Here is a 21,228-nt window from a genome sequence, read left to right on the forward strand (position 1 = left end):
CGTCGTCTATTCAAGCTCCACTGCCATCGCCACCGCTTCGCCGCCGCCCAGACACAGGCTGGCAATGCCGCGCTTGAGGCCGCGATCCTGCAAAGCGTTGATCAGAGTGATGAGCACCCGCGCCCCGCTCGCGCCGACGGGGTGGCCGAGAGCAATCGCCCCGCCGTTCACGTTCACCTTGCTCCAGTCCCAGCCCTTGTCGGCCAGGGCATAGCCGTCGGCCAGCACCTGCGCCGCAAAGGCTTCGTTGAGTTCGATCAGATCAACATCCTTCAGAGTCCAGCCGATCTTGTCGAGCAGTTTGGGAATGGCGTGAGCGGGCGCGATGAAGAGATACTTCGGGGCGACCGCCGCCTGAGCATAACCGACGATCCTGGCCAGTTGCTTCTTGCCATGCTTCTCGGCATACTCGCGGCTGGACACAATCACCGCCGCGCCGCCGTCATTCAGGCCGGGCGCGTTGCCGGCCGTCACCCGGCCATCCTTTTGAAAGGCCGGCTTGAGCTTCGCCAGCGCCTCGAGCGAGGTCTCGCGGCGCGGCGATTCGTCGGCATCGAAAATCGTCTGGCGGCCTTTGCTGTCGCTCATCGTCACCGGCGCAATCTCGGTTTTGAACTTGCCCGCGTCCTGGGCCGCCGCCGCCTTCTGATGACTCTCCAGAGCAAAACGATCCATCGCTTCGCGAGTGACTTCGTACTCGCCGGCGATGAACTCGGCGGCGTCGCCCATCATCCACTCTTCGAGCGAACACCACAGGCCGTCGTGGATCACGCTGTCGAGCGTTTGCTGGTGACCGTAGCGGAAGCCCTGCCGCGCCCGCAACAAATAAGGCGCGCCGCTCATGCTCTCCATGCCGCCGGCGGCCAGCAGGTGCGCGTCGCCGGCGCGGATGGCCTGGGCCGCCGTCATCACTGCCTTGAGGCCGGAGCCGCAGGCCTTGTTCAACGACGAGGCCCCTACTTCGTCCGGCAAACCGGCGTACTGAGCCGCCCGCCGGGCCGGCGACTGCCCCGACCCGGCGGCAATCACCTGCCCCATCAACACTTCTTCAATGTGAGCCGGATCGATCCCGGCGCGCTCGACGGCGGCCTTGAGGGCTACTGCGCCCAGGTGCGGCGCATCCACGTTGGCCAGCGCCCCGTTAAATTTGCCGATGGGCGTCCGCGCCCCGCTGAGGATCACGACATCTGTTGAATGTTTGTTGTTTCCATTGGTGGGCATAGGTTGATTTCCTTACATGAGTTTACGAACAGCGTGGGGCCAAACGCCCCGTGAGGAGTTGCTTGAAGATTAGCGCATGTAGGTTGCCGGCAGGTTACAAGGCCGCCTGCCACAACCGGCGCAATCGTTGATACGTTTGTGGAAGTTCCTCTGGAATGATTCGGGTGTTGGCCAGCGCCGACATGAAGTTGGTGTCGCCGGCCCAGCGCGGCACAATGTGCAGGTGAACATGCCCCGGCACGCCCGCTCCCGCCGCCGTGCCAATGTTGATGCCGACGTTGAAAGCCTGCGGGCTGTAGGCCTGCCGCAACAAGTTCAGGCACTTCTGGCTCAAGGTCATCATCTCCGTCAGCGCCTCAACCGGCAACTGCTCAATGCTCTCCGAGTGAGCAAAAGGCGCGATCATCAAATGCCCGTTGTTGTACGGATACAAATTCAGGATGATGAAACACTGCTGGCCGCGATGCAAAACGAGATTGCCTTCGTCATCATCCGACGTGGAAACAACGGCGCAAAAAATACAGCCGTCCGGTCTGGGTTGATCACTCTGCAAGTACGTCATGCGCCACGGCGTCCACAAATGTTCCATGTGTTTCGCGGGCATTGTACCAGATTTGATATACTGCTTGCGATGGTGGAACGTCACGTTTATCGCTATGACACGCTTGGCTCGACCAATGACGAAGCCAAACGCCTGGCCGCGCTCGGCGAACCCGACCGGGCGCTGGTGGTGGCCGACTCGCAAACCTCGGGCCGGGGCCGGGCCGGGCGGCGCTGGGCCACGCCGCCGGGCGGCGGCCTTGCCATGAGCCTGATCCTGCGCCCGTCCATCCCGACCTTTCGGCTTACACAAATCGCGCTTCTGGGCGGCCTGGCGGCGCTGGAGGGAATCGAACAAGCCACTGGGCTGGCGGCTCAACTCAAGTGGCCGAATGATGTCTTGATCGGGGACAAGAAAGTGGCCGGGGTTCTGGCCGAGGCGGCCTTCACCGGGGACAAGCTAGAGTCGGTGGTGTTGGGAATCGGGGTAAACGTCAACATCGGCCCACCCCCTGATCTTAAGTTGGACTATCCGGCCACCTGCCTGGCCGATGAAGCCGGCCAGCCGCTGGATCGCGAAGCCGTTCTCAACGCCATCCTCAACGCCTTCGATGCCCGTTACCCGCAACTTGGCACGCCGACTCTCAGGCAAGCCTGGGCTAAACATCTGGCGATGATGGGCAAAGCCGTCAGAGTCATCGGCCCAGGAGAAACCATCGTCGGCAAACTGGAGGGCGTGGACGACGAAGGCGCTATTCTGATCCGGATTGCGACCGGCGAAATACGAACCGTGCTGGCTGGCGACGTTCACTTGCGCGAAAGGTGACTTTCGCGGTTACGCTTGCATCATTTTCCTCACCGCAGTAAACTTACAGGCATCTACTAGCTCGCTGGAGGAACTACACCATGTTTGACGATCTGCGCTCCCGAAGCTCCTCACCTTTCGAGGACGACAACTTAGACGAAGACAACGCGCCCGAGGCGGCCACGGCCAAGCCCAAGCGCAAGAAAGCCGGCAAGCCGGGCGAGACGCCAATTTTAGGCCTCACCGCCGCTCAGCGGCTGGTGCTTTCGATCATGCTGTTTTTGAACATTGCCGTGCTGGGGTGCTTCTTGTTGCTGGCAATGGGCGCTGTCGTGCCAAAATTCTGAGCGGCCCAAAACAAAAAGCGGGGTTGGCTTTCAATCAGGCCAACCCCGCTTTTGATTCTACTGACCGTCAGTTGGATACAACAGGCAACCGCTTTGAGGCAAAGTACAAAATGCGGGCGACGGTCTGGGCGTAATCGAACCCGGCGGTGCGGGCCGAGCGGGCAAAGCCGCCTTCGAGGGTGATGTCCGGGTTAGAGTTCACGTCGAGGACATAGGGGATACCGTCGCGGACACGAATATCAATGCGGCCATAATCGCGCAGGCGCAAGGCCTTGTACGCCTCTTTGGCCGTCTTTTCGATCCTAGCCCTGAGTTCCGGGTCAATCGGGGCCGGGCAAACCACCGGGTTCAGGCGGAAGGCTTCGGTGTTCGGGTCCCATTTGGCGTCGTAAGAGACGATGCGTTCGTGGTAATCGTCGAAAGCCTGAAAGTCGAGCATGGCCAGCGGCAGAACCGAGAGGCGGCCATTGCCCCAGAGCGAGACGTTGAACTCGGGGCCGTCAATGAACTCTTCAACCAGGGCCGGCTGGTTCCAGGTGTCCAACACGTACTGCACCCGCTCTTCAAGTTGCTCCGGCGTGTCCACAATCGCGTCGGGCGTAATGCCGTGCGAGCAATGCTCCAGCGCCGGTTTGACGAGCGCCGGGTAGCAGTTCCAGCCGTCGCGGTCGGCGGCGGTGAACACTTTGGCCAACGGCGTAGAAACGTTATGCTTGAGCAAATAATCTTTAGTCACCGTCTTGTCGGTGGTGGCCATCAATGTCCAGGCGTCGGCCCCGGTGTAGGCAAAGCCCATCGTTTCCAACACCGGCGGGATCGCATCGTAGGCATTGGGTTGCCCATCGAGTCCTTCGCACCAGTTGAAGACGACGTGCTTCTTGGGGTCAAGGCCGACGAGGGGTTCGGCCACATCCGTGCGGACCGGGGCCAGCATTACTTCGTACCCCATTTCCATCAGCCCGCGCCGCATGCGCTTCATGGCCGTGTCCGACACTTCAGTGTCCCGGCTGTTCCAATCCGACATCAAGTTATGCAGAATGACGGCTTTGAAATCGGGCTGGTTAATTTTTATTGAACTTTCATCTTCGTTGTTCATCTCTCTGTTCCCTCAGAGCAACTGGATACGCGCTTCTGGGGGTGTCCTCCTCCTATGACTGCCATATCTTGAGATTGGCTTTTCAATAATCCCTGCACATAGTAGCAATTTTTTGATCGACAGTCAATAACTTAACCTTAAAATTGCCGGGCGGTGTTCTTCCAGACACGAGGCGCTTCGCAAGACATCCCGTGTCTAAATGAAGCTTCAAGAGTCAAAATCTGCGATCCGAAAGCTGAAGATGCACAAGTCATCGCCGGCGCGATAAAAATTTTTGATCTGCGCTTCGAGTTTGCAACCCATGCGCTCATAAAACTTGCGGGCGCGCTCGTAGTCGGGCGTGCTACTCGTCCAGATCATCAACAAACGCCCGTCGCCCTTCTTCACCTCACTCGCCACGCGCTCAAACAACGCCCGCCCCACACCCTGCCCGTGCGCCGAAGCCTCAGCGACGATCCAATACAAATCGAATGTGCCTTCTGTCAGCGCCGTCGGCCCGTAGCAGGCGTAGCCCACTACCTGATCATCACGTTTGGCCGAAAGAAAGTTGTAGCCGGAGACTTTTGGATCGCGAAGATAGCCGTCGAACAATTCCAGCGGCGTGGTCAACTCGTCGGCGTGGAAGTTGCCGGCGGCGTGCGTGATGCGTTCGATGTCGGCGCGTTCAGCGGGGAGGGAGGGGTAGATTTCGAACATATGGCTTGTAGGGGCAATTCATGAATTGCCCCTACATGATGCCGTGACGACGAATGGCCGCATCCAATATTCTGTTGACAAGCTCGGCGTGTTCAATCTTGATGGCGGCGGCTTCGATGACGAGATCGCTGATGCCGGGCGCGAGGCCGGGGAGCGGATTGATTTCGAGGATGTAAGGCTGATAGTTGTCGTTCTCGTCGAGGCGGAAGTCCACTCGCGAAACGTCGTAGCAACCGCACACCCGGAAGACGGCGGCAGTGAGCCAGTTCAGTTCTTCCACCTGCTTTGGCTCCAGCGGGGCCGGGCACATATAGTTGAGTTGATCGGCCAGGTCGGTCTTGAGGCGGTTGCTGTAGACCTCATCGGACTCTTTGAAGGGCGTGAGGTCCACTTCCATGGGCGGCAAAAAGAGCAGGCCGCCGGCGCGGATGTCGTCGAGGTCGCCCGGCGTGCGGCGGCTGGTTCCGTAAAGGCGTTGCGGCAGGCGGCGGGCGGCAAAGCCGGTGACGTTGCCCACCAGGCCGACGGTCACTTCCCGCCCGGCCACGTAGTGTTCCACCAGTGCCGTCTGCCGGTAAATCTCAAAAATAACCCTCAATTGCTCGCGCAGTTCTGCCTCGTTGTGGACAATGGACTGCGGCCCGATGCCAACGCTGGTGCCCTCACGCGACGGCTTCACAAACAGCGGGAAGCTCATGTCGTCGTCGAGCGGCTCGTCCATGCGCTCAAAAGTCTGAAAGGCCGGGGTGGGCAGTTCGTGCCAGTTCAGCAGGCGTTTGGTCATCGGCTTGTCGAGGCAGAGGGCCAGGGTGAGCACTTTGGAGCCAGTGTAAGGAATGCGCAACATCTCCAGCAGAGCCGGGACCTGCGCCTCACGCGAATCGCCAAAATGCGCCTCACAAATATTGAAGCAAATGTCGGGCCGATCCTCGCGCAACTTCTCCGGCAGGTTACTGTCGCCCTCGTAAAACACCGGGTCGTGGCCGCCCACGCGAATGGCGGCCAACAGGGCCTCGACGGTGGTTTCGGCGTCCAGGTCGTCCCAGTAATCGTCGCTCATCCCCGGAAATTTGGGCGCGTTCTTTTTGAGGTTAGCGAGCAGGGCTACTTTCAATCGTCGTGGCATGGCGGCCTCTTGCTACAGAAATGACGGACCGGACGGGTTTGCCATTCGCCCGCCCGGCATGTCCCAGGTGCAGGCGTTCGATGGCGGCGTCCATCACCGCCACAATTAAATCGGCGTGAGTCCAACCCTCGGCGTAAGCGCAAAGCGAAAGATCGGAGATGGGCGTGATACCGGGCAGGGCATTGATCTCCAGAATTTGCGGCTGGCGGGTGCGGCGGTCGAGGCGGAAGTCCACCCGGGCCATGTCCTGCGATTGGGTGAGGCGGAAGACTTCGAGCGTGAGGCGGCGAAGCTCGGCGGCGGTGTCTTCAGGGATCGGGGCCGGGCACAGGCAGTGATAGTCGTCGGCCAGTTCGATTTTGAGCTTGTTGCTGTACACCGGCTCAGTGCCGGGCGGATAGACGGTGTAGTCAACTTCGGAAATTGGGAAGAAGTGAACACCGGCGTAATCCACGCCGGTTTGGCCGTCTTTTGGAACCAGGGCCTTGATCGGAATGGGAGCGTTGAGCGCCCAGGGTTCCAGGTTGCCCACCAGGCCGCAGGTCAGGTCGCGGCCATCCACGTACTGCTCCACCAGCACCGACTGGTGATAGTGTTTGATCAGGTAATCCACATACTCACGCAGTTCGGCTTCGTCGTTAACGATGGACTTGCTGGTGATGCCCTTGCCCGTGCCTTCGCGGTTGGGCTTGAGGAAGAGCGGGAAGCGCAGCGTCGGGTCGAGCGGATCGTCCGGGGTGAGGAATTCCTGAAAGCGCGGCGTGGGCAGGCCGTGATGGGCCAGCACCCGCTTGGTCATGGCCTTGTCGAGCGTCAGGGCCAGGCCGAGCACGCGGGCGGCGGTGTAAGGCACGCCGAGCATTTCCAACAAAGCCGGAACCTGAGCCTCGCGCGAATCGCCGCGATAGCCTTCGCAGGTGTTGAAGCAGACGTCAATCTTGTTGCGCTTGAGTTTGGCCGGGAGCGAAGCATCGCCTTCCATGGGAAAGACGGTGTGGCCGGCGGCGCGAAGGGCGGCGGCGTAGGCCTTCACGTTCTTTTCGCTATCGAGTTCGTCGAGGGAGTCAGGCGGAGCGTTGGGATCGGAGGGAGCGTTTTCGGCGAGGTTGTAGAGGAGGGCGACGCGGAGGCCGCCCCCACCCCGGCCCTCCCCCGTCCCGTCTCGACGGGACAGGGGAGGGAGAATAGAAAGCGGGTCTGAACTGTCAGAAGTATTCACTACGAAGTTTCTCCATCAATGAGAGGCAGGGTGTGTTCGTTTGAGTCGCCTTCGATGAGATCAGGGTGCTGGCCGATGCCGAGCGGCTTCCACTTCTTATCGTCGGCCTTGAGGCGATGGACGCCGCCGCCGCGATCGTGAACGTCATCGAATGTCTTCGGTTTGATGAACATCTCGTGGCCCTCGATGAGGCCCAGCACGCCTTCCTGGCCCGGCTCGGGGCGAGGCAGGACTTTGGCTTCCAGCGGCGAGACGGCGTGCGGGTTGTAATCTTCCGGCTCGGTGTAGGTGGTGATGAAGCCTTCGTAGTTGCGAACGACTATCTTGCCGTGCCCTTGCGAGATCAGATAGTTGGGGCCGACCGGAATCTTGCCGCCGCCGCCGGGAGCGTCCACGATGAACTGCGGCACGGCGTAGCCCGAGGTGTGGCCGCGCAAGCCTTCGATGATCTCGATGCCTTTGGCCACGCTGGTGCGGAAATGTCCCGCCCCTTCAACCAGATCACACTGATACAAGTAGTAAGGCCGGACGCGCATCATCACTAGGTCGTGGACAAGTTTACGCTGGATGTGAACCGAGTCGTTGACTCCGGCCAGGAGAACCGATTGGTTGCCCAGTGGGACTCCGGCCCGGCTGAGGCGGTCGCAGGCGGCGGCCAGTTCCGGCGTGATCTCGTTGGGGTGGTTGACGTGGATGTTCATCCAGAACGGGTGATACTTCTGGATCATGTCACAAAATTCCGGGGTGATACGCATGGGCAGGAAGACCGGAACGCGGGAGCCGATGCGAATGATCTCGACGTGCGGGATGGCGCGGATGCGGCTGATGATCTCTTCCAGCAGTTTGGGGGCCAGCACCAGCGGGTCGCCGCAGGAGAGCAGAACGTCGCGCACCTGTTGCGTGCGTTCGAGATAATCAATCTGGGCCTCGAACTCTTTGCGCGAGAAGGTCTGGCTGGGGTCGCCGACGATGCGCGAGCGGGTGCAGTAGCGGCAGTAGGAGGCGCACTGGGTGGTGACGAGCATCAGCACCCGATCCGGGTAACGATGGACAAGGCCGGGGACGGGCGAGTGCCGGTCTTCGGCCAGCGAATCTTCCATCATTGACGTGAAGGGCACCATCTCGCGGTCGGTGGGGACGATCTGGCGGCGGATGGGATCGTAGGGATCGTTCGGGTCAATGAGCGAGGCAAAGTACGGCGTGACATCCACGCGAAAAAGGTTCTTGGCTTCGAGGGCTTTCTTCTCGCTCTCGTTGAGGTCGAGAACGTTGGCAAGTTCACCGACGGTGTTGAGGCGGTGGGACATCTGCCAGCGCCAGTCATTCCATTTTTCATCTGGCACATCGGCGTAAAACTTGGCGCGGCGGGAGGGGGTGGTCATGGGTCAGTCTCCTTATCAATCAGTAGTAATTAGAAATTAGTTATTGGTTATTAGAGATTGAAAGGAGGGTGGGTCGTGGTCGGTTCTGCTCCGCAAGAAGCCGGCGGTGGGCGCGTCGAGGCGTTCGCGAACACTGAGGCCAACAGAGGCAAGGCTGATTTCAAAACTCACGGCGAAGTTAAGCAACTTCATCGCTGGCGATTGTAACGCTGTTTGAGGGGCGATACAAGCGTTCAGCCTTAATTTTTTCGTTGGGAGGAAGGTCAGGGCTTGAGGATCACTTCGACCGATGACAGGTGAGTGAGGCCGCCGTCGCGGGCGCTGACGGCGAAGACAGAGATGCGGCCCGGCCCTTCAGCCGCCACTGTGAAAGAAACGTCCACCACAAACGGCCCGCGATGTCCGAGGTCGGCGGCGATCTGGGCCGGAGCGGTGGCAATGACTGCGCCGCTTTCGTCGGCGATTTGCACGACCAGAGATTGCTCAAAAGTTGGGTCGGCTTCCCCGGCGACGCGGACGGGTGAAGTGACAATCGCGCCGGAGCCGGGTTCAATGATGAAGATGGCTTCATCCTCGAAGATCGTGGCCGACGGTTCAGGGGTGAAGGCTGGAGTTGAAGTAGCCGGCGAGGCCTGGGCAGTTTCGGTTAGCCCCGCGCTGAGAAGCAGGGACAAGGCGGCTATATTGGTTTGCTCCATCGCCACTGTGGCCGGGTTGGGGGTTGGCGGAGGGACGCTGGCGCGGGTGCAGGCGAGGATCGGGAAGAGAAGCAGAGCAAGGAGGGCGGAGAGTTTGCGAGTCATGACAACGCTCCCCACACCTCCAGCTTCGTTCGCACCCGGCGAATGACTTCGTCAGTGAACTCTGCCGTGGTGGCGTGGCCGCTCAAGTCGGCGGTGCCGTGGCCTTCGTAGACGGCCTCGAAGACCGACTCGTAGATGGCCCGCGAGGCGTTGTCGGCGTCGGGCGACTTGAAGTAGGTGAGGAGCGCCGCCCCGGCCAGAATCATGGCCATGGGATTGGCGACGTTTTTGCCTTGCAGGCTGGGCGCGGTTCCGTGCGGCGCTTCAGCCATCACCGTCTTCACGGTTGTGGCGCTCTCGTCGAAGCCCAGCACCAGCGACTCGGAACCGGCAATCGAGCCAAACATTTGCAGAACCATGTCCGAGATGCAGTCGCCGTCGCGGTTGAGAGTCGGGATGACAAGCGCTTCGCCGTCGTTCCTTAGCAGGAGGGCGTAAGTGGCGTCAATCAACTGCGGGTCGTAGCGCACCGCCGGGTGACGCTTGGCGGCGGCGTCCATCTCTTCCTTGAACATGCCTTCGTACACCGGGCTGACGGTGTACTTGGGGCCACCGAACACTTTGGCGCCGTTCCTCCCGGCGTATTGAAACGCAAATTCGGCTACGGCCCGGCAGGTGGCGCGGCTGATGTGCTCGGTGCGGTAGGCCACCTCGTCGCCATTGATCGTCTCGCGCCACTCTTTCGCGCCGTAAGCGTCGTCTACGGCCATGCGAACGATGGCAATGGGCGAGTGGACGCCGCCGATGGGGCGCACGCGCGGAATGCGCCGCCCGGTGCGCAGGATCACCTTGCCGTCAATCTCTTCGCGCAAAATGGCGTTGGGGCTTCCTACGTCGCCCTTAACTTCCGGGGTGATGGTGGCGGCCTTGAGGCCCAACCCGCTCTGGCGCATAGCGGCCGCGGCCTCACGAACGATGGCGTTATGGGTCTCGCGGCGCTTTTCGAGCGAGAGATTAAATCGCTCAAACCGGGTGGGCAGGCCGGTCACAACCGGATCAAGCACCCGCAAGGATTCTTCGAGCAGTTCCTGCCCGGTCTGATCGCCCTCAAGGACGATGATGGTTTTTTCAGTCATGGAATAACTCCTCATAATCAGCACGAACCCGCTTCCCGCCAAAGGCGTGAAAACGGGTTCGTGTTGGGAAGGGTGAATTGGAAATTAGAGTAGCTTGGCGATGATGTCGCTGAGTTCTTGAAGGCTCACCGGCTTGTGCATAAAGAAGTTGGCCCCGGCCCGTTTGCACCGCTCCTCGGCGCCGGGCTGGGCGGTGGCCGAGACGATGACAATGGGCAAAGCCGCCGTGGCCGGGTTGGCCTTCATACGGCGCATCACTTCGTAGCCGTCGGCGTCGGGCATCATCAGGTCGAGCACCACTGCATTCGGGGCGCTCTCGCCAAACTTCTTGAAGGCCTGCAGGGCCGAGAGGGCGTAGTCGGTTTCAAAACCAAGAAGCTTGAGGCCGGTGGCCAGCATTTTACAAGTATCAATTTCGTCGTCAATCACTAACACTTTTTTAGGCATACGTTTGCTCCGAAGTGCGCCTATTTTACTCTGAGTTGGGAAGAGCGGCGTGGGACTCTAAGGCCAGTGACTCGAGGATGGTTTGAAAAACAACGGCAAATTGTGTTTGCAATTCGTTGCGAACGGTAAAGATTTGCCTATATGTGACTCCGTCGCGCAACTGAACGATGACTAGCCCGGTCATGGGCAGGGCCGGGTGATCAGGCGTGGCCGGCTGATCGTAACCAAACCCGACCGACCAGTAGTTGGAAAGAGAGACCGAGTCTGGTTGCAGAGTGAAGCCGGGCAGGTCGGCCCAGGCCGCCCGAAACTCCGAAGCGGCCCCGGCGGCGAAACCGCCGCCCACTTGAGAGTCGGCGGCCCCGAAGTTCACGCCGAAGGAGGCCGAGTCGTCGGGCGCGGTGAACAGGGTTGCGTCTTCCGTCTCGTCAATCTGCCAGCCTTCGGGATAGCGAACGCTGAATGCGCCGGACGGATGTTGATAGGGTTGAGGGGCGAGGGTGACGGGCGTGAGCGAGAAAGGGGAAGCCGCCTCGGCGGTGGCCGACAGCCAACCGGCAAAAGGCCGGAGTTGGCCGGGCGGCGCGTCTGCCGAAGGCCGTGTTCTGATGAAGGCAAAGAGGAGCAGGGCCGTCGCCAGCAGAGCAACGCTAAAGAGAATCGCAACGAGGCGTTTTCGGTTCACAGCCCGGCGGTGGTGGCGGCGCGAATGGCAACGCCCGCCAGGAAGAGGCACAGCGCGCCGTAGATCAAGGCTTCGCGGCGCGTGCCCCGGCCCCGGGTGAAGGCAAAAGCCGAAGGGATGGTGATGATAGCTACGATTCCGTACAGAATGTGAATGAGGCGGCCAGGCCGCAGGCCCTGCGCCCACATCGTCACGCCCAGAACCGCTTCGACGATAAAGATGATCTCATTGATGGCCAGTGCCCCCCAGAAGTTGGCGTCGAGGTCGCGCTTGCGAAAGGCCAGGTAGAGCGCCCACAGGCCAACAGCGGCGGAGTACAACATGCCGGTGGTAGCCAGGCGGCTGTGAATTAGCAAAAGACTCATACAACTCCAGATCAAAAAACCAGCAGGGAGTCCCTGCCGGTTTATAAGTGCGCCCTCGCGGCGACTCGAACGCCGGGCCCTTTGCTCCGCAAGCAAATGCTCTATCCACTGAGCTACGAGGGCACTGGCCGCATTTTATCACGCCGGGCGCGAAGTATCAAGGCGAGGCCTCGGCGCTGATGATGGCCAGCACGTCGCTGTACTCGGCCAGCGAGCGGCCCTCGGCGGCCGGCTGGGCCGCCGGGATCGTGCCGCTGAGTTGGTACGACTCGCCGTCGTTGATGGCCGCATGATTGCCAAGATTGGCGACAAACAACAGCACGCCATCATTGGAAAAGAAGGAGATGTTTTGATAAGGAATGGCGACGCGCCCGCCGGTGTTGTTGACGATCGTCACCTGATACGAATACCCGGAGGAACTGGCCGTCACCTGAGCCAACTCGGTATCCAGCACCATCGGATACCCCGCCTGCCCCGATTGGGCCGTCACCGGCGTGCCCAGGGCATGAACCTGCACCGCGCTCCAGTTGGTGAAGATCGGATCGTTGGCGGCGATTACGCCGGTCGCGCCGGGCCGGGCGTCGTTGGCCGGGATGTGCAGAGCCAGAGGCCTGGGGCCGCCAATCCGCGCCCCCGAGGCGTTGGTGAAGACGAGCACCACATCCTTGAGCGGCTGTTCGGTGAGGTTGCCCACGTCCACCATCACCACATAGCCGCCCGAAACCTGCATGCGCTGAACCTGGGCTACCGAGAGTTCCACCGAGCCGCCGGGGTCTTTAAGCGGTTCGGGCGTGGCGGTTTCGGTGGCTGAGTCTTGTGTCGCGAAGAGCAACGTGGGGTTGTCGTCAAACGTCGGCGAAGCGCCAGGCACGGGCGTGTCGGTCGGCGCAGAAGGTGTGATCGTTGGCTGATCCACTGTGCCTTGTGTTGGCGGTTGAGTGGCAGCAGGTTGGATGGCCTCCGGCGTGGCGGTGGCAACGACGGGCTGGGTTAGGCCGCCACCCACGACATCCCCGGTGGGCGACGGTTGACCTTCCGCCGACGGCGGCAGGGTCAACGTGGGCGATTCAGGCGCTAACGCTACAGAAGTCGCCGTTACGATGGCCGGGTTGGAATTGATTGGCCCGGCGGGCTGGGTGGGGGCAACCGCCACCGAAGTGGCCGGGAGTAGCGTGCTGTAGAAGGCGCTGAACAGCAAAGCGCCCATGCCGCCGACGATGAACAATACCGCCATGCCGACGAGAATAGCAACTTGTCGATCAGATGAACGCATAAGTAAACCACAGAGACACGGAGAGCACAGAGTCTTTCGACTCCATGAACCCCGTGTCTCTATGAAAGGCTAAAGTGTGTTCGCGGTTACGGCTTGCCCACCTTGTAGAAGGTGTTGTTGCGGCTGGGTAAGTAAACCGCCGCCGTGCCGTTCGTGCCATTGCCGATGATGGGGCCGCCGGCCAGCGTGCCCTGCGTGGCCACCTTCTTGGCAAAGACGGTGTAGAACGCGTAACGGTAGAACGCCCGCAGGTAGCCCAGGCTGTCAAGAGTGTACGTCCAGCCGTTGGCGTCAATCACCGGCGAGGCGTTGCCTACCGTTCCGGCAAAACTCAGATACCCGGCGGTCACAACAGCGTTGCCCGTGTTGTTCCAAATTACCCGGTAGAGGCGGGTTCCGGCGGTGAAGGCGATGATGTCGTAACCGGCAGTGTACGGGTCGGACTGGATGGCCGGGGCTACACTGTCGCCCACGAGGCCCACACCGGCTACCATCGGTTGGATGCCTAAGGCCGCGCCGCCATCATACACCGAGCCGGTGGCCGGATTCACTCGATACAAACCGGCGACGTTGTTCAACGCCCACAGGTCGTCGCCATTGACTACCAGCGAAGTGTTGAATAAGCCGGCAGGCATTGTCGTCGGTGTTGCCCAGGCCAGGGCGTTCGTGATTGTGTCGAAGGCAAAGAGCTTGTTGGCCGAGCCGACGATCACATTCGTGTTAGCCACGTCTAGCACTGGCGACGACGCGCCCGTGCCAGCCGCCAGATCGCGCGTCCACTTGCGCGTGCCGTTGAAGTAAACGGCGTGCAGGCGGTCGAGGGCGGCAGTGTCTTCGACGACGTAGATCGTGCCGTCGCCGTCAATGACCGGCGAGGCCTTCGAGATGTCCAGGCCCAGGTCAATGCGCCAGGCCATGACGCCGGTGTTGGCGTTGAGGGCATAGAGGAAGCCGTCCTTTGCGCCGACGATGACGTTGACCACATCATCATCCACGCCGCCAGCGTTGGCAGCCACCAGCAACAAGGCTGGAGAAGCGCCGCCGCTCGGGTTGCCCAACAGGCCCAGGTCGAATCGCCACAACTCATTGCCGTTGGCGGCGTCGCGGGCCAGGACGAACTGGCCGGAGGTGAAGTACAGGACACCGTTGGCAAAGCCAGCCTTGACGGGGCCAAGTACGGGCGTGCGCGGCGGGGCTGAAGTGGTCGTCGTAGACTTCGACCAGAAAGCGATGGGCGCGCGATGACCGGCGCCGTTGCCGTTGCGGCCCGTGTGTGCGACGTCATGCTGGAACATCGGCCACTGAGCGGCGGTGTACAGGTCGCAGTCAACGCAGGCGGCAGGCGCCGGGCCGAAGCGGCGCAGGTTGTCGTCGAGCGATGGCACGTACAACTGGCTGTTTACCAGCGCCAGCGAACCGGCAGCGCTACTGGCCGCCGTGCCCACGCCGATCTTCTTGGGCCAGCCGCTTCCGTCCACCGGGTTGTACGGCCCGGCAAAGGCCGTCATGGTGTTGCCATCAACACCGTAGAGGAAACCATCCGCGCCGCCGATGAAGACGTTGCCAGCACTGTCCACCAGCGGGGTAGAGTTGGTGAAGTTGGTGGCCAGCGCGCCGAGGGTGAGCGGGGCTGAGAGCGCCGGGCCGTTAAAGTTGTAGCGATACAGCTTGTTTGCTGTAGCGATGAAGAGATAGTCATCAGCGCCAGCAGCGTCAAACCGTGCCATCGAAGATGCGCCAATGGTGGTTAGGATGGCGGGATCGCCAATCAAGTCTGGCGTCACTACATTACCAGCAGTAGCAACACGGAACAGCCGGGCCGTCGCCGTCAACACATACACGTCAGTGCCAATGATGAGCGGCGCGGAGTTGATCATGCCGGGCGCGGGTGTTGCCAGGGTGATCGGCGAGCCGGTTTCAGGCACGCCGGTCATGGCGTCAATGGCATACAACTTATCCGAACCAACATAGACAACGCCGTTGCCGCCATCGTCGTAGAAGGCCGGTGACGAACTGCCAGCGCCCGCGCCGAGGTTGGCGCTCCACAACAGTGAGCCGTTCACGCGGTTAATGGCGTGCAGTCTGTCCACTCCCAGGGTGTCTTCCACCACGTACACCAGGTCATTGTGTCCGGCCAGCACCGAGGCTTTCGAGGCGTCTAGGCCCACGTCCACCGACCAGCTTGGGTTGGTCACCCACTCGTAAGCCGCGCCATTCCAGCGGAAACCATAGGCCCGAACCACGCCCAGCTTGTCGGCTACGAACACCCACTCTTCGTCGTTCGCGCCGTTGTCAACTGTGATGACGGCCGGCGATGAGTAACCACTTACGCCGCTCGTCGCGCCCAAATCCCATTGCTTGGCGATGAGGTGAGTCGCCACGTCGAGGGCATAAAGCTTCGTCCCGGCCACGAAGTAGGCCAGGCCTTGAGGATAAGCAACGGGTTGGAGAGTAGCATTCCCGATGACCACGCCGCGCACATCGCCCGCCGTCAGCACCGCCCATTGCTCAATGGCGCTGGACGACAAGGCAGAAGCCGCCGTGCCAGTATGAGCATCGTTTCTTTGGAAGAGCGGCCACTGGCCGTTAGCAGTGTTCAACGAACCCGGGTCGCCAACGCCATTGGTGAAGACCAACTGCTTGCCATCCTGCGCCGGCCAGACTACATGATCGGCGTCCATGAACGCGCCGGAACCGGCCAGGCTGGCGGTGTGAGTGTAAACCGCTGTTGCCGTCAGAGGCGGTGCGGCTTGTTGGATAGAGTAGAACTTTAGATCGGTGGAGCCGATGTAGACATGACCATCGCCCGCCAGCGGCGTCGAGTCGCCCAGCACGCCGCCCAACGTTGTCGCGGTGGGCGCGGCTGGCGCGCTCACGCCATCGTAAGTCACTTTATAGAGCTTGTTGCCTAAGCCAAAGAAGATGTTGGCTGACCCGGCACTTTCCAGGATGAGCGGGGCCGCCGACTTGCCGCCTTTGAGCAATGCGCCGTCGGCGTCGCCCAGGTTGGTGACCGTGAGGCCGTTGAAGGATACCCGCCACAGCACGCCATCGCCGCTCACCACGTAGTAACCGTCGAGGTCAGGATCAACGGCATTAAAGACTACTGGTGAACCATTGGTCAGCGGGCTGGCCGGGGCGATGACGCCGTAGTTAGAGGTGAACACTGGCGCGCCATCTTCGACATCAAAGGCATACAAGCCGCCGCCGCCGCCCACCAGCACCACATCGTCCGTGATCCCGGCGCTCTTCGCATCAATCGCCGGCGACGAAGTGCCGTTAGAGAGACCAATCAACTGCGACCAAATGATCGTGCCAGTAGAGTCGAGCGCAATCAGCCGGTCAGGGGTGGCATTGTCCTCGACGACAAAGATGAGGCCGAGGTCTGAGACGATGGGCGAAGCTTTGGAGATGTTGTTGCCCACGTCCGTCTTCCAGATCAAGTCGCCGGTGGCCGCGTTCACGGCGTGCAGGTTGCCGTCCGAGCCGCCGACGTAGATGATGGTGTTCGCGCCGTCGGTAGCCAGGGCAGGCATGGCATAGAATCCAGCCGTCACCGCCAGGCCGAGGTTGTACTTCTTCTCAACGCCGCCCACAGTTCCCCAGGCGAAGGCGTCCGTGTTCTTGTTGCGGGCGTAGAGATACTGCCCGGCCACAAAGTAGATGTTGCTGGCGTCGGCCACCGCCGGGCGAGTTGCGCCAACAGCCGTGAACTGCCGAGTCTTGCGGATGGTTGCGCCGCCGCCGCCTTGTTCGACGGGCGCGTGAGCCGCATTGCTTTGGAAAGCGGGCCATTCTACTGAAGCCAGCGCGCAACCCGGGCAAGTGCTTGTTCCTTCAGGCGTGCCAAAGGCATACAGCTTATCATCCAGTGACGGCCAGAGGAGGACGCCATTCGTATTGGGATCAACTGTAATTGCGCCCGCGCTGGCCATCGAGCCAAGAGCGGTGAACATGACCGTCGCCGTCGAACCTCCGCTTGGCACTTTCCACAGCTTGTTATCGCTCGTGCCAACAAAGACATTGCCCGCTGAATCGATCACCGGCGTGCTGTTGGTAGTTGCGCCGCTCAACGTAATTGCTCCCGGAGTCGCGCCATCCCACTTATACAGCTTGCCGCCCAGAGTCCAGTAGACAAGGGCGTTAGTTGTGTCATAAGCCAGTGAGCCGGAGCCAACACCTGCAGGCGTGTCATACTCGACCACCAGTGGCGGCACAGGCAGGGAGGCCAGATTAATATGGTAGAGATCGCCCAGGTTGTTAAGCGCGTACAAATCATCGGTGCCAACAATTATGGGCGCACTTGGAACCGTAGTCGTGACAACGCCAAGCTGGTAGCCGCCAGCGGGCCAGCCCGTACAAGTTGTGCCGTCAGTCGCATTGAAGCCATATAGATTCTTGCCGCCGACGTAAACGCACGTCCCATCGTAAGCTGGGGAGGAGGTACCAAGTGCCGCGCCGATGCTGGCCGCCCACTTCACCGCCCCTTCGTGGGTGACGGCGATGAGGCGATCTACTGCCCCGTCTTCGACGACGTAGACGACGCCGTTGTTGTCAATGAGCGGCGAGGCTTTGGAAATGTCGAGACCCACATCGGTGGCCCACAGGCGCTGACCGGCGTTCGGGCCGTCGGCATAAACAGCGTGCAGGAAACCATCTTTGCCGCCAACATAGACAATGCCGTCGGCGAAGCCCGTCGCCGCGCCCGTTTGATTTGCCAGGGCAGGAGCGGCAAAGCCGGTGGCTGTGCCAGTCAGGCCCAGGTCGTATGACCAGATCACATTGCGGGTGTCAATGTCGAAGGCGCGCAGGTAGCGCCCGGTGACAAAGTAGGCGATGCCCCGAGGGTGAGCGCCAGAGGTTGGACCGACGATGGGCGGGAAGACATCACCGCCGGGGGCGCGGTTCCACAACTGAAGCGGCGAAGTGCCCACTGTGTAAATGCCGTCGCCATTGCGGTTTACGCCGCGCTGGAACGTGGGCCAATCAGATACTTCGGTATTACAAGTCGCGCACGTGCCTGGCAGAGTGCCATATACTCGAACCCGGTCGTCCGTTGAAGGAACGTAGAGATCGGTGTTGAGAATGGCCAGGCCGCCGGCGGTGCTGATTGCCGCAATCTTGGGCCAGACGGTGCCCGGGCCATCCAAGTCGGCCATCGTGCCGCCGTTGATGCCATACACTTTGCCGTCGGTGGAGCCGATGAAGACGTTGTTGGCGCTGTCCACCACCGGCGAGGCGTCGGTGAGACTGCCGCCAATGGTCAATGGAGGCGTTGGGGTTGTTGTCGAGGTAAAGGTGTCGTGTTTGTAGAGAACGGCCAGATGACCCCAGTAAAGGAAGAAGTGAGCGCCGTTGTCGAAGGCGGCGATTGAGCCGGAAGCGTGCGCGCCGGCGGGAGCATCGTGGGCGCGGACGAGCGACGTGCCATCAATAGCATTGGCCGAGTACAGATCGCCGAGGCTGTTGACGACGTAAACTTTCCACGCGCCGCCGGGATCGATCACCGTCGGCGTGGTTGGCACGGTTGCCACTTCAACGCCCGTCTTGATCGGGGCCGACCATTTCGGCCCGCCCCAAATCGTGAAGGCATACAACTTGTCCGCGCCGACGAAGATCAAGTCATCGGTGGTGTTGGGATCAGCCGGGTTGGCCCAGTAAGCGGGTGACGAGGTGCCGGCGCCGGTAGCGCCGGTTCCAAGGTTGACGGCCCACCGCTGTGAACAGTCCGCCGGGTTGACGGCGATCAGGCGATCGATAGTGAGCGTGTCATCCACAAAGTACACCGTGCCATCCGCGCCGATCAGCGGCGAGGCTTTGCTCAGGTCTGTGCCGAGTTTGGCCGACTTGCAAACTTGCACGCCGTTAGGAGTAGCGGACGTAGCCTCAATCTTGTAAACATAGCCGTCACCGCTGCCCACAAACACGGCCGGCGAACCGCCATCGGTGAGGGCGGGCGCGCCGGGGCCTTTGGCCACTCCCGCCGCGCCGAGGTCAAACGTCCAGGCAATAGTGCCAAACTGTTTATTGAGAGCGTAGACGTAACGCCCGGCTTTCACGTAAGCCAACGCCCCAGAGCCGACGACGACCGAGCGCACGTCCGCGGTGAGCAGAGGCGAAGTCCACAACAGGCTGGCCGTCGTGCTGATAGCACTTGTACCTGCGCCTGCGCGAGTTACGCCGTTTTGGAAGAGCGGCCAGCCAGCCGAGTTGATGCAAGTTGGGCAGGCCGCCGGGCCGGCCGGAGCCGCGCCCAGGATGAGCTTGCCCCAGCCCCACTGATTATCTTTGCCAGCGGTTGGGTCTCCGGCATCTGCCTCAGCCGCAGTTTCAAGGAAACTACGAAGCTGAGCATTGGTGCGTGTCGGGTCGGCTTGCAAAACCAGCGCCGCCGCGCCCGCCACGTGCGGGGCCGCGCCTGAGGTGCCGCAGAAACCTTCGCCGGTAGAACCGTCGCTCAGGCTGGTGGTCGTGCAATCGGGGCCGGTGATGTCCGGCTTGACGGCTTCATCACCGCTCGGAGCCGCGCCGCCTGCTTCATTCACCGGGCCGCGCGAGCTATAAGTTTCGTGCGAACCAGAGAGGTGGTTGTACGCGCCAACAGTGAAAGCGTTAGCCGCGTCCGCCGGGCTGAGAATGGTGCTGGTGTTGCTATCTACCTGCAAGTCCCAGCCGTTCACAAACATTTCAAGATATTCACTGGTGGAAGAATTGAATCGTTGAACAACAATCGCTACCTGGCCGCCGGAGGGCACAAAAGCGCCTACACGCTCGGTGGGCCACGGGTAACCCGCCAACTGATCATTGAAGCTTGAGGCAACTGTCACCCAACCTGCTCCGGTATTCTGCATAATGAACAGGTCGTAGTCTTTGCCCGGAATCGCGTCGCCCCAATCATTCCAGGCCAGGTTTGCTTCGACGTAACATGAAAAGCCAGGTGGGCAGTCGGTCCAGTTGTTAATCTCGTTATAAATATCAGCGTCCCACAAATGGAAACCGCCACTGTTGACATAGGTCACTGCGGCATGCCCCACAGCCGAATTCCCGGCGGCGGCCACGTACAAAATTCCGGCGGTGTTCACGCGGTTAACCGAGTCCACCAGAGCATTGTTGACTCCGGTGCTACTGTCGCCGTCGCCGTCGTCGTAATTCGTCCAGCCGATGGAAGCGTTGATAATGTCAACGTTCTGGGTGATCAACCAGTCCATCGCTTCACTAAATTCAAGGTCGGTGCTGATGCTGACCAGCCACAGTTCAGCGTCGGGAGCCATGTCGTATACAATCTCGGCCACCTCGCGCCCGTGGCTGCTGGTTTGCAAGTTGAGGTCAGCGCGGAAGGAGCGGGTGTGAATCCGGGTCACAGGCGGCAGTTCGGTGCCATACAGAGTCGTATAGCCGGTGAAGCCCGTGTCCAGGATGGCAACTTTCACACCTTTGCCCGTCAGGCCCACCGCTTGCCAGGCGCTCGCGTTCGACGTGGTCTTGCCCTCAGACGTCACCGCCACCTCTTCCGCATAAGCCGGCAGGCGCACGCCCAAAAACAGATCGCTCGTCGCCAATGCCTGCAAACCGCCAATCGGCAAACTGATCTGAACGAGCGCGTCAATGTCCACTTCCACCAGGCCGCCCAGGCTGGCCACCAGGTCACGGGCTTCGTTCGACGACTTGCCCGGCGCGAGCATGGCCACCACCTGCACGTTCTCGCCCGCCGCCTGAAGCGACAAGCCCTGAGCCTCGGCCACGCTCATGGCCGCCGTCGGGCCGCCGCTGGCATAGGCCTCCGCCAGATCATTCAAGACACTGCTCAAACGCGGATCGCCGCCGCCGCGTGACGAAGTTGCCGCCGGCGCCGGGGCCGCCGCCTCTGTTGGAATTTCCGTTGGCGTTTCGGTCGGCGTTTCTGTAACCGTCGCTTCGGGCGTTGCCGTCTCGGCCGGCGCTGGTGTGTCGGTCGGCGCGGGCGTTTCCGTGCCGCCCTCTTGCGCCGACGCCAGTCCGGCCGGAATCAGCAGGCTGAGGATGACGAGCAGGCTCAGGAGTTGATGAAGGCGAGTAGCGAGATTTTTAGACATGAGTGATGTGGCTCCTCGACGGCAAGGCCGTCTCAAGAATTCGCGAGTGTGATAAGGGTCTTCTTGAACACTGAC

16 protein-coding genes and 1 tRNA gene are annotated in these 21,228 nt (G+C 61.2%); 2 read left to right on the top strand and 15 right to left on the bottom strand.

Going from position 1 to position 21,228, the window contains the following annotated elements; genetic code table 11:
- Positions 1–6 precede the first annotated feature (6 nt).
- The gene (locus tag HYZ49_18935; protein MBI3244360.1) at positions 7–1,221 is read right to left on the bottom strand and encodes an acetyl-CoA C-acetyltransferase; all 1,215 of its coding nucleotides are present in this window, start codon (positions 1,219–1,221) and stop codon (positions 7–9) included.
- Positions 1,222–1,315: 94 nt separating this feature from the next.
- Complete coding sequence (locus tag HYZ49_18940) at positions 1,316–1,810, bottom strand: HIT domain-containing protein (GenBank protein MBI3244361.1); 495 nt, start codon at positions 1,808–1,810, stop codon at positions 1,316–1,318.
- Between the two features lie 42 nt (positions 1,811–1,852).
- On the opposite strand from HYZ49_18940, the gene HYZ49_18945 reads away from it, so the two are divergent.
- Positions 1,853–2,587, top strand: a complete 735-nt coding sequence (locus HYZ49_18945; GenBank protein MBI3244362.1) for a biotin--[acetyl-CoA-carboxylase] ligase — start codon at positions 1,853–1,855, stop codon at positions 2,585–2,587.
- 80 nt (positions 2,588–2,667) lie between these two features.
- The gene (locus HYZ49_18950) at positions 2,668–2,913 is read left to right on the top strand and encodes a hypothetical protein (protein ID MBI3244363.1); all 246 of its coding nucleotides are present in this window, start codon (positions 2,668–2,670) and stop codon (positions 2,911–2,913) included.
- Between the two features lie 67 nt (positions 2,914–2,980).
- Here the strand turns inward: HYZ49_18950 and HYZ49_18955 are convergent, their stop codons facing one another.
- The 13 genes from HYZ49_18955 to HYZ49_19015 all read right to left on the bottom strand — a co-directional run bounded on the left by HYZ49_18955 (position 2,981) and on the right by HYZ49_19015 (position 21,153).
- Positions 2,981–4,009 carry an ATP-grasp domain-containing protein gene (locus HYZ49_18955; GenBank protein MBI3244364.1) on the bottom strand — a complete coding sequence of 343 codons (1,029 nt, stop codon included), beginning with the start codon at positions 4,007–4,009 and terminating at the stop codon, positions 2,981–2,983.
- Positions 4,010–4,216: 207 nt separating this feature from the next.
- Positions 4,217–4,705 carry a GNAT family N-acetyltransferase gene (locus tag HYZ49_18960; protein MBI3244365.1) on the bottom strand — a complete coding sequence of 163 codons (489 nt, stop codon included), beginning with the start codon at positions 4,703–4,705 and terminating at the stop codon, positions 4,217–4,219.
- 31 nt (positions 4,706–4,736) lie between these two features.
- Entirely contained in the window at positions 4,737–5,831 is a 1,095-nt protein-coding gene (locus HYZ49_18965; GenBank protein ID MBI3244366.1) for a hypothetical protein, read from the bottom strand.
- A complete protein-coding gene (locus HYZ49_18970) occupies positions 5,797–7,050 on the bottom strand; it encodes a hypothetical protein (protein MBI3244367.1) in 1,254 nt (417 codons plus the stop codon). The genes HYZ49_18965 and HYZ49_18970 overlap by 35 nt, the downstream gene beginning before the upstream one ends.
- Positions 7,050–8,432, bottom strand: coding sequence for a lysine 2,3-aminomutase (gene ablA, locus HYZ49_18975; protein MBI3244368.1), 1,383 nt, complete (start codon positions 8,430–8,432; stop codon positions 7,050–7,052). Before ablA ends, HYZ49_18970 begins: the two co-directional genes overlap by 1 nt.
- Before the next feature lie 263 nt (positions 8,433–8,695).
- The gene (locus tag HYZ49_18980) at positions 8,696–9,235 is read right to left on the bottom strand and encodes a Gmad2 immunoglobulin-like domain-containing protein (protein ID MBI3244369.1); all 540 of its coding nucleotides are present in this window, start codon (positions 9,233–9,235) and stop codon (positions 8,696–8,698) included.
- Positions 9,232–10,311, bottom strand: coding sequence for an isocitrate dehydrogenase (locus tag HYZ49_18985; GenBank protein ID MBI3244370.1), 1,080 nt, complete (start codon positions 10,309–10,311; stop codon positions 9,232–9,234). Before HYZ49_18985 ends, HYZ49_18980 begins: the two co-directional genes overlap by 4 nt.
- An 84-nt stretch (positions 10,312–10,395) precedes the next feature.
- Positions 10,396–10,758 carry a response regulator gene (locus tag HYZ49_18990; protein MBI3244371.1) on the bottom strand — a complete coding sequence of 121 codons (363 nt, stop codon included), beginning with the start codon at positions 10,756–10,758 and terminating at the stop codon, positions 10,396–10,398.
- A 25-nt stretch (positions 10,759–10,783) separates the two neighbouring features.
- A complete protein-coding gene (locus HYZ49_18995) occupies positions 10,784–11,443 on the bottom strand; it encodes a hypothetical protein (GenBank protein ID MBI3244372.1) in 660 nt (219 codons plus the stop codon).
- Entirely contained in the window at positions 11,440–11,808 is a 369-nt protein-coding gene (locus HYZ49_19000; protein ID MBI3244373.1) for a hypothetical protein, read from the bottom strand. The genes HYZ49_18995 and HYZ49_19000 overlap by 4 nt, the downstream gene beginning before the upstream one ends.
- A 50-nt stretch (positions 11,809–11,858) precedes the next feature.
- A tRNA-Arg gene (locus HYZ49_19005) sits at positions 11,859–11,931 on the bottom strand.
- Between the two features lie 34 nt (positions 11,932–11,965).
- A complete protein-coding gene (locus tag HYZ49_19010; GenBank protein ID MBI3244374.1) occupies positions 11,966–13,081 on the bottom strand; it encodes a hypothetical protein in 1,116 nt (371 codons plus the stop codon).
- A gap of 86 nt (positions 13,082–13,167) precedes the next feature.
- The gene (locus tag HYZ49_19015) at positions 13,168–21,153 is read right to left on the bottom strand and encodes a PQQ-binding-like beta-propeller repeat protein (GenBank protein ID MBI3244375.1); all 7,986 of its coding nucleotides are present in this window, start codon (positions 21,151–21,153) and stop codon (positions 13,168–13,170) included.
- Positions 21,154–21,228 lie beyond the last annotated feature (75 nt).

This window comes from Chloroflexota bacterium (assembly GCA_016197225.1).
Taxonomy (GTDB): Bacteria; Chloroflexota; Anaerolineae; order Anaerolineales; family VGOW01; genus VGOW01.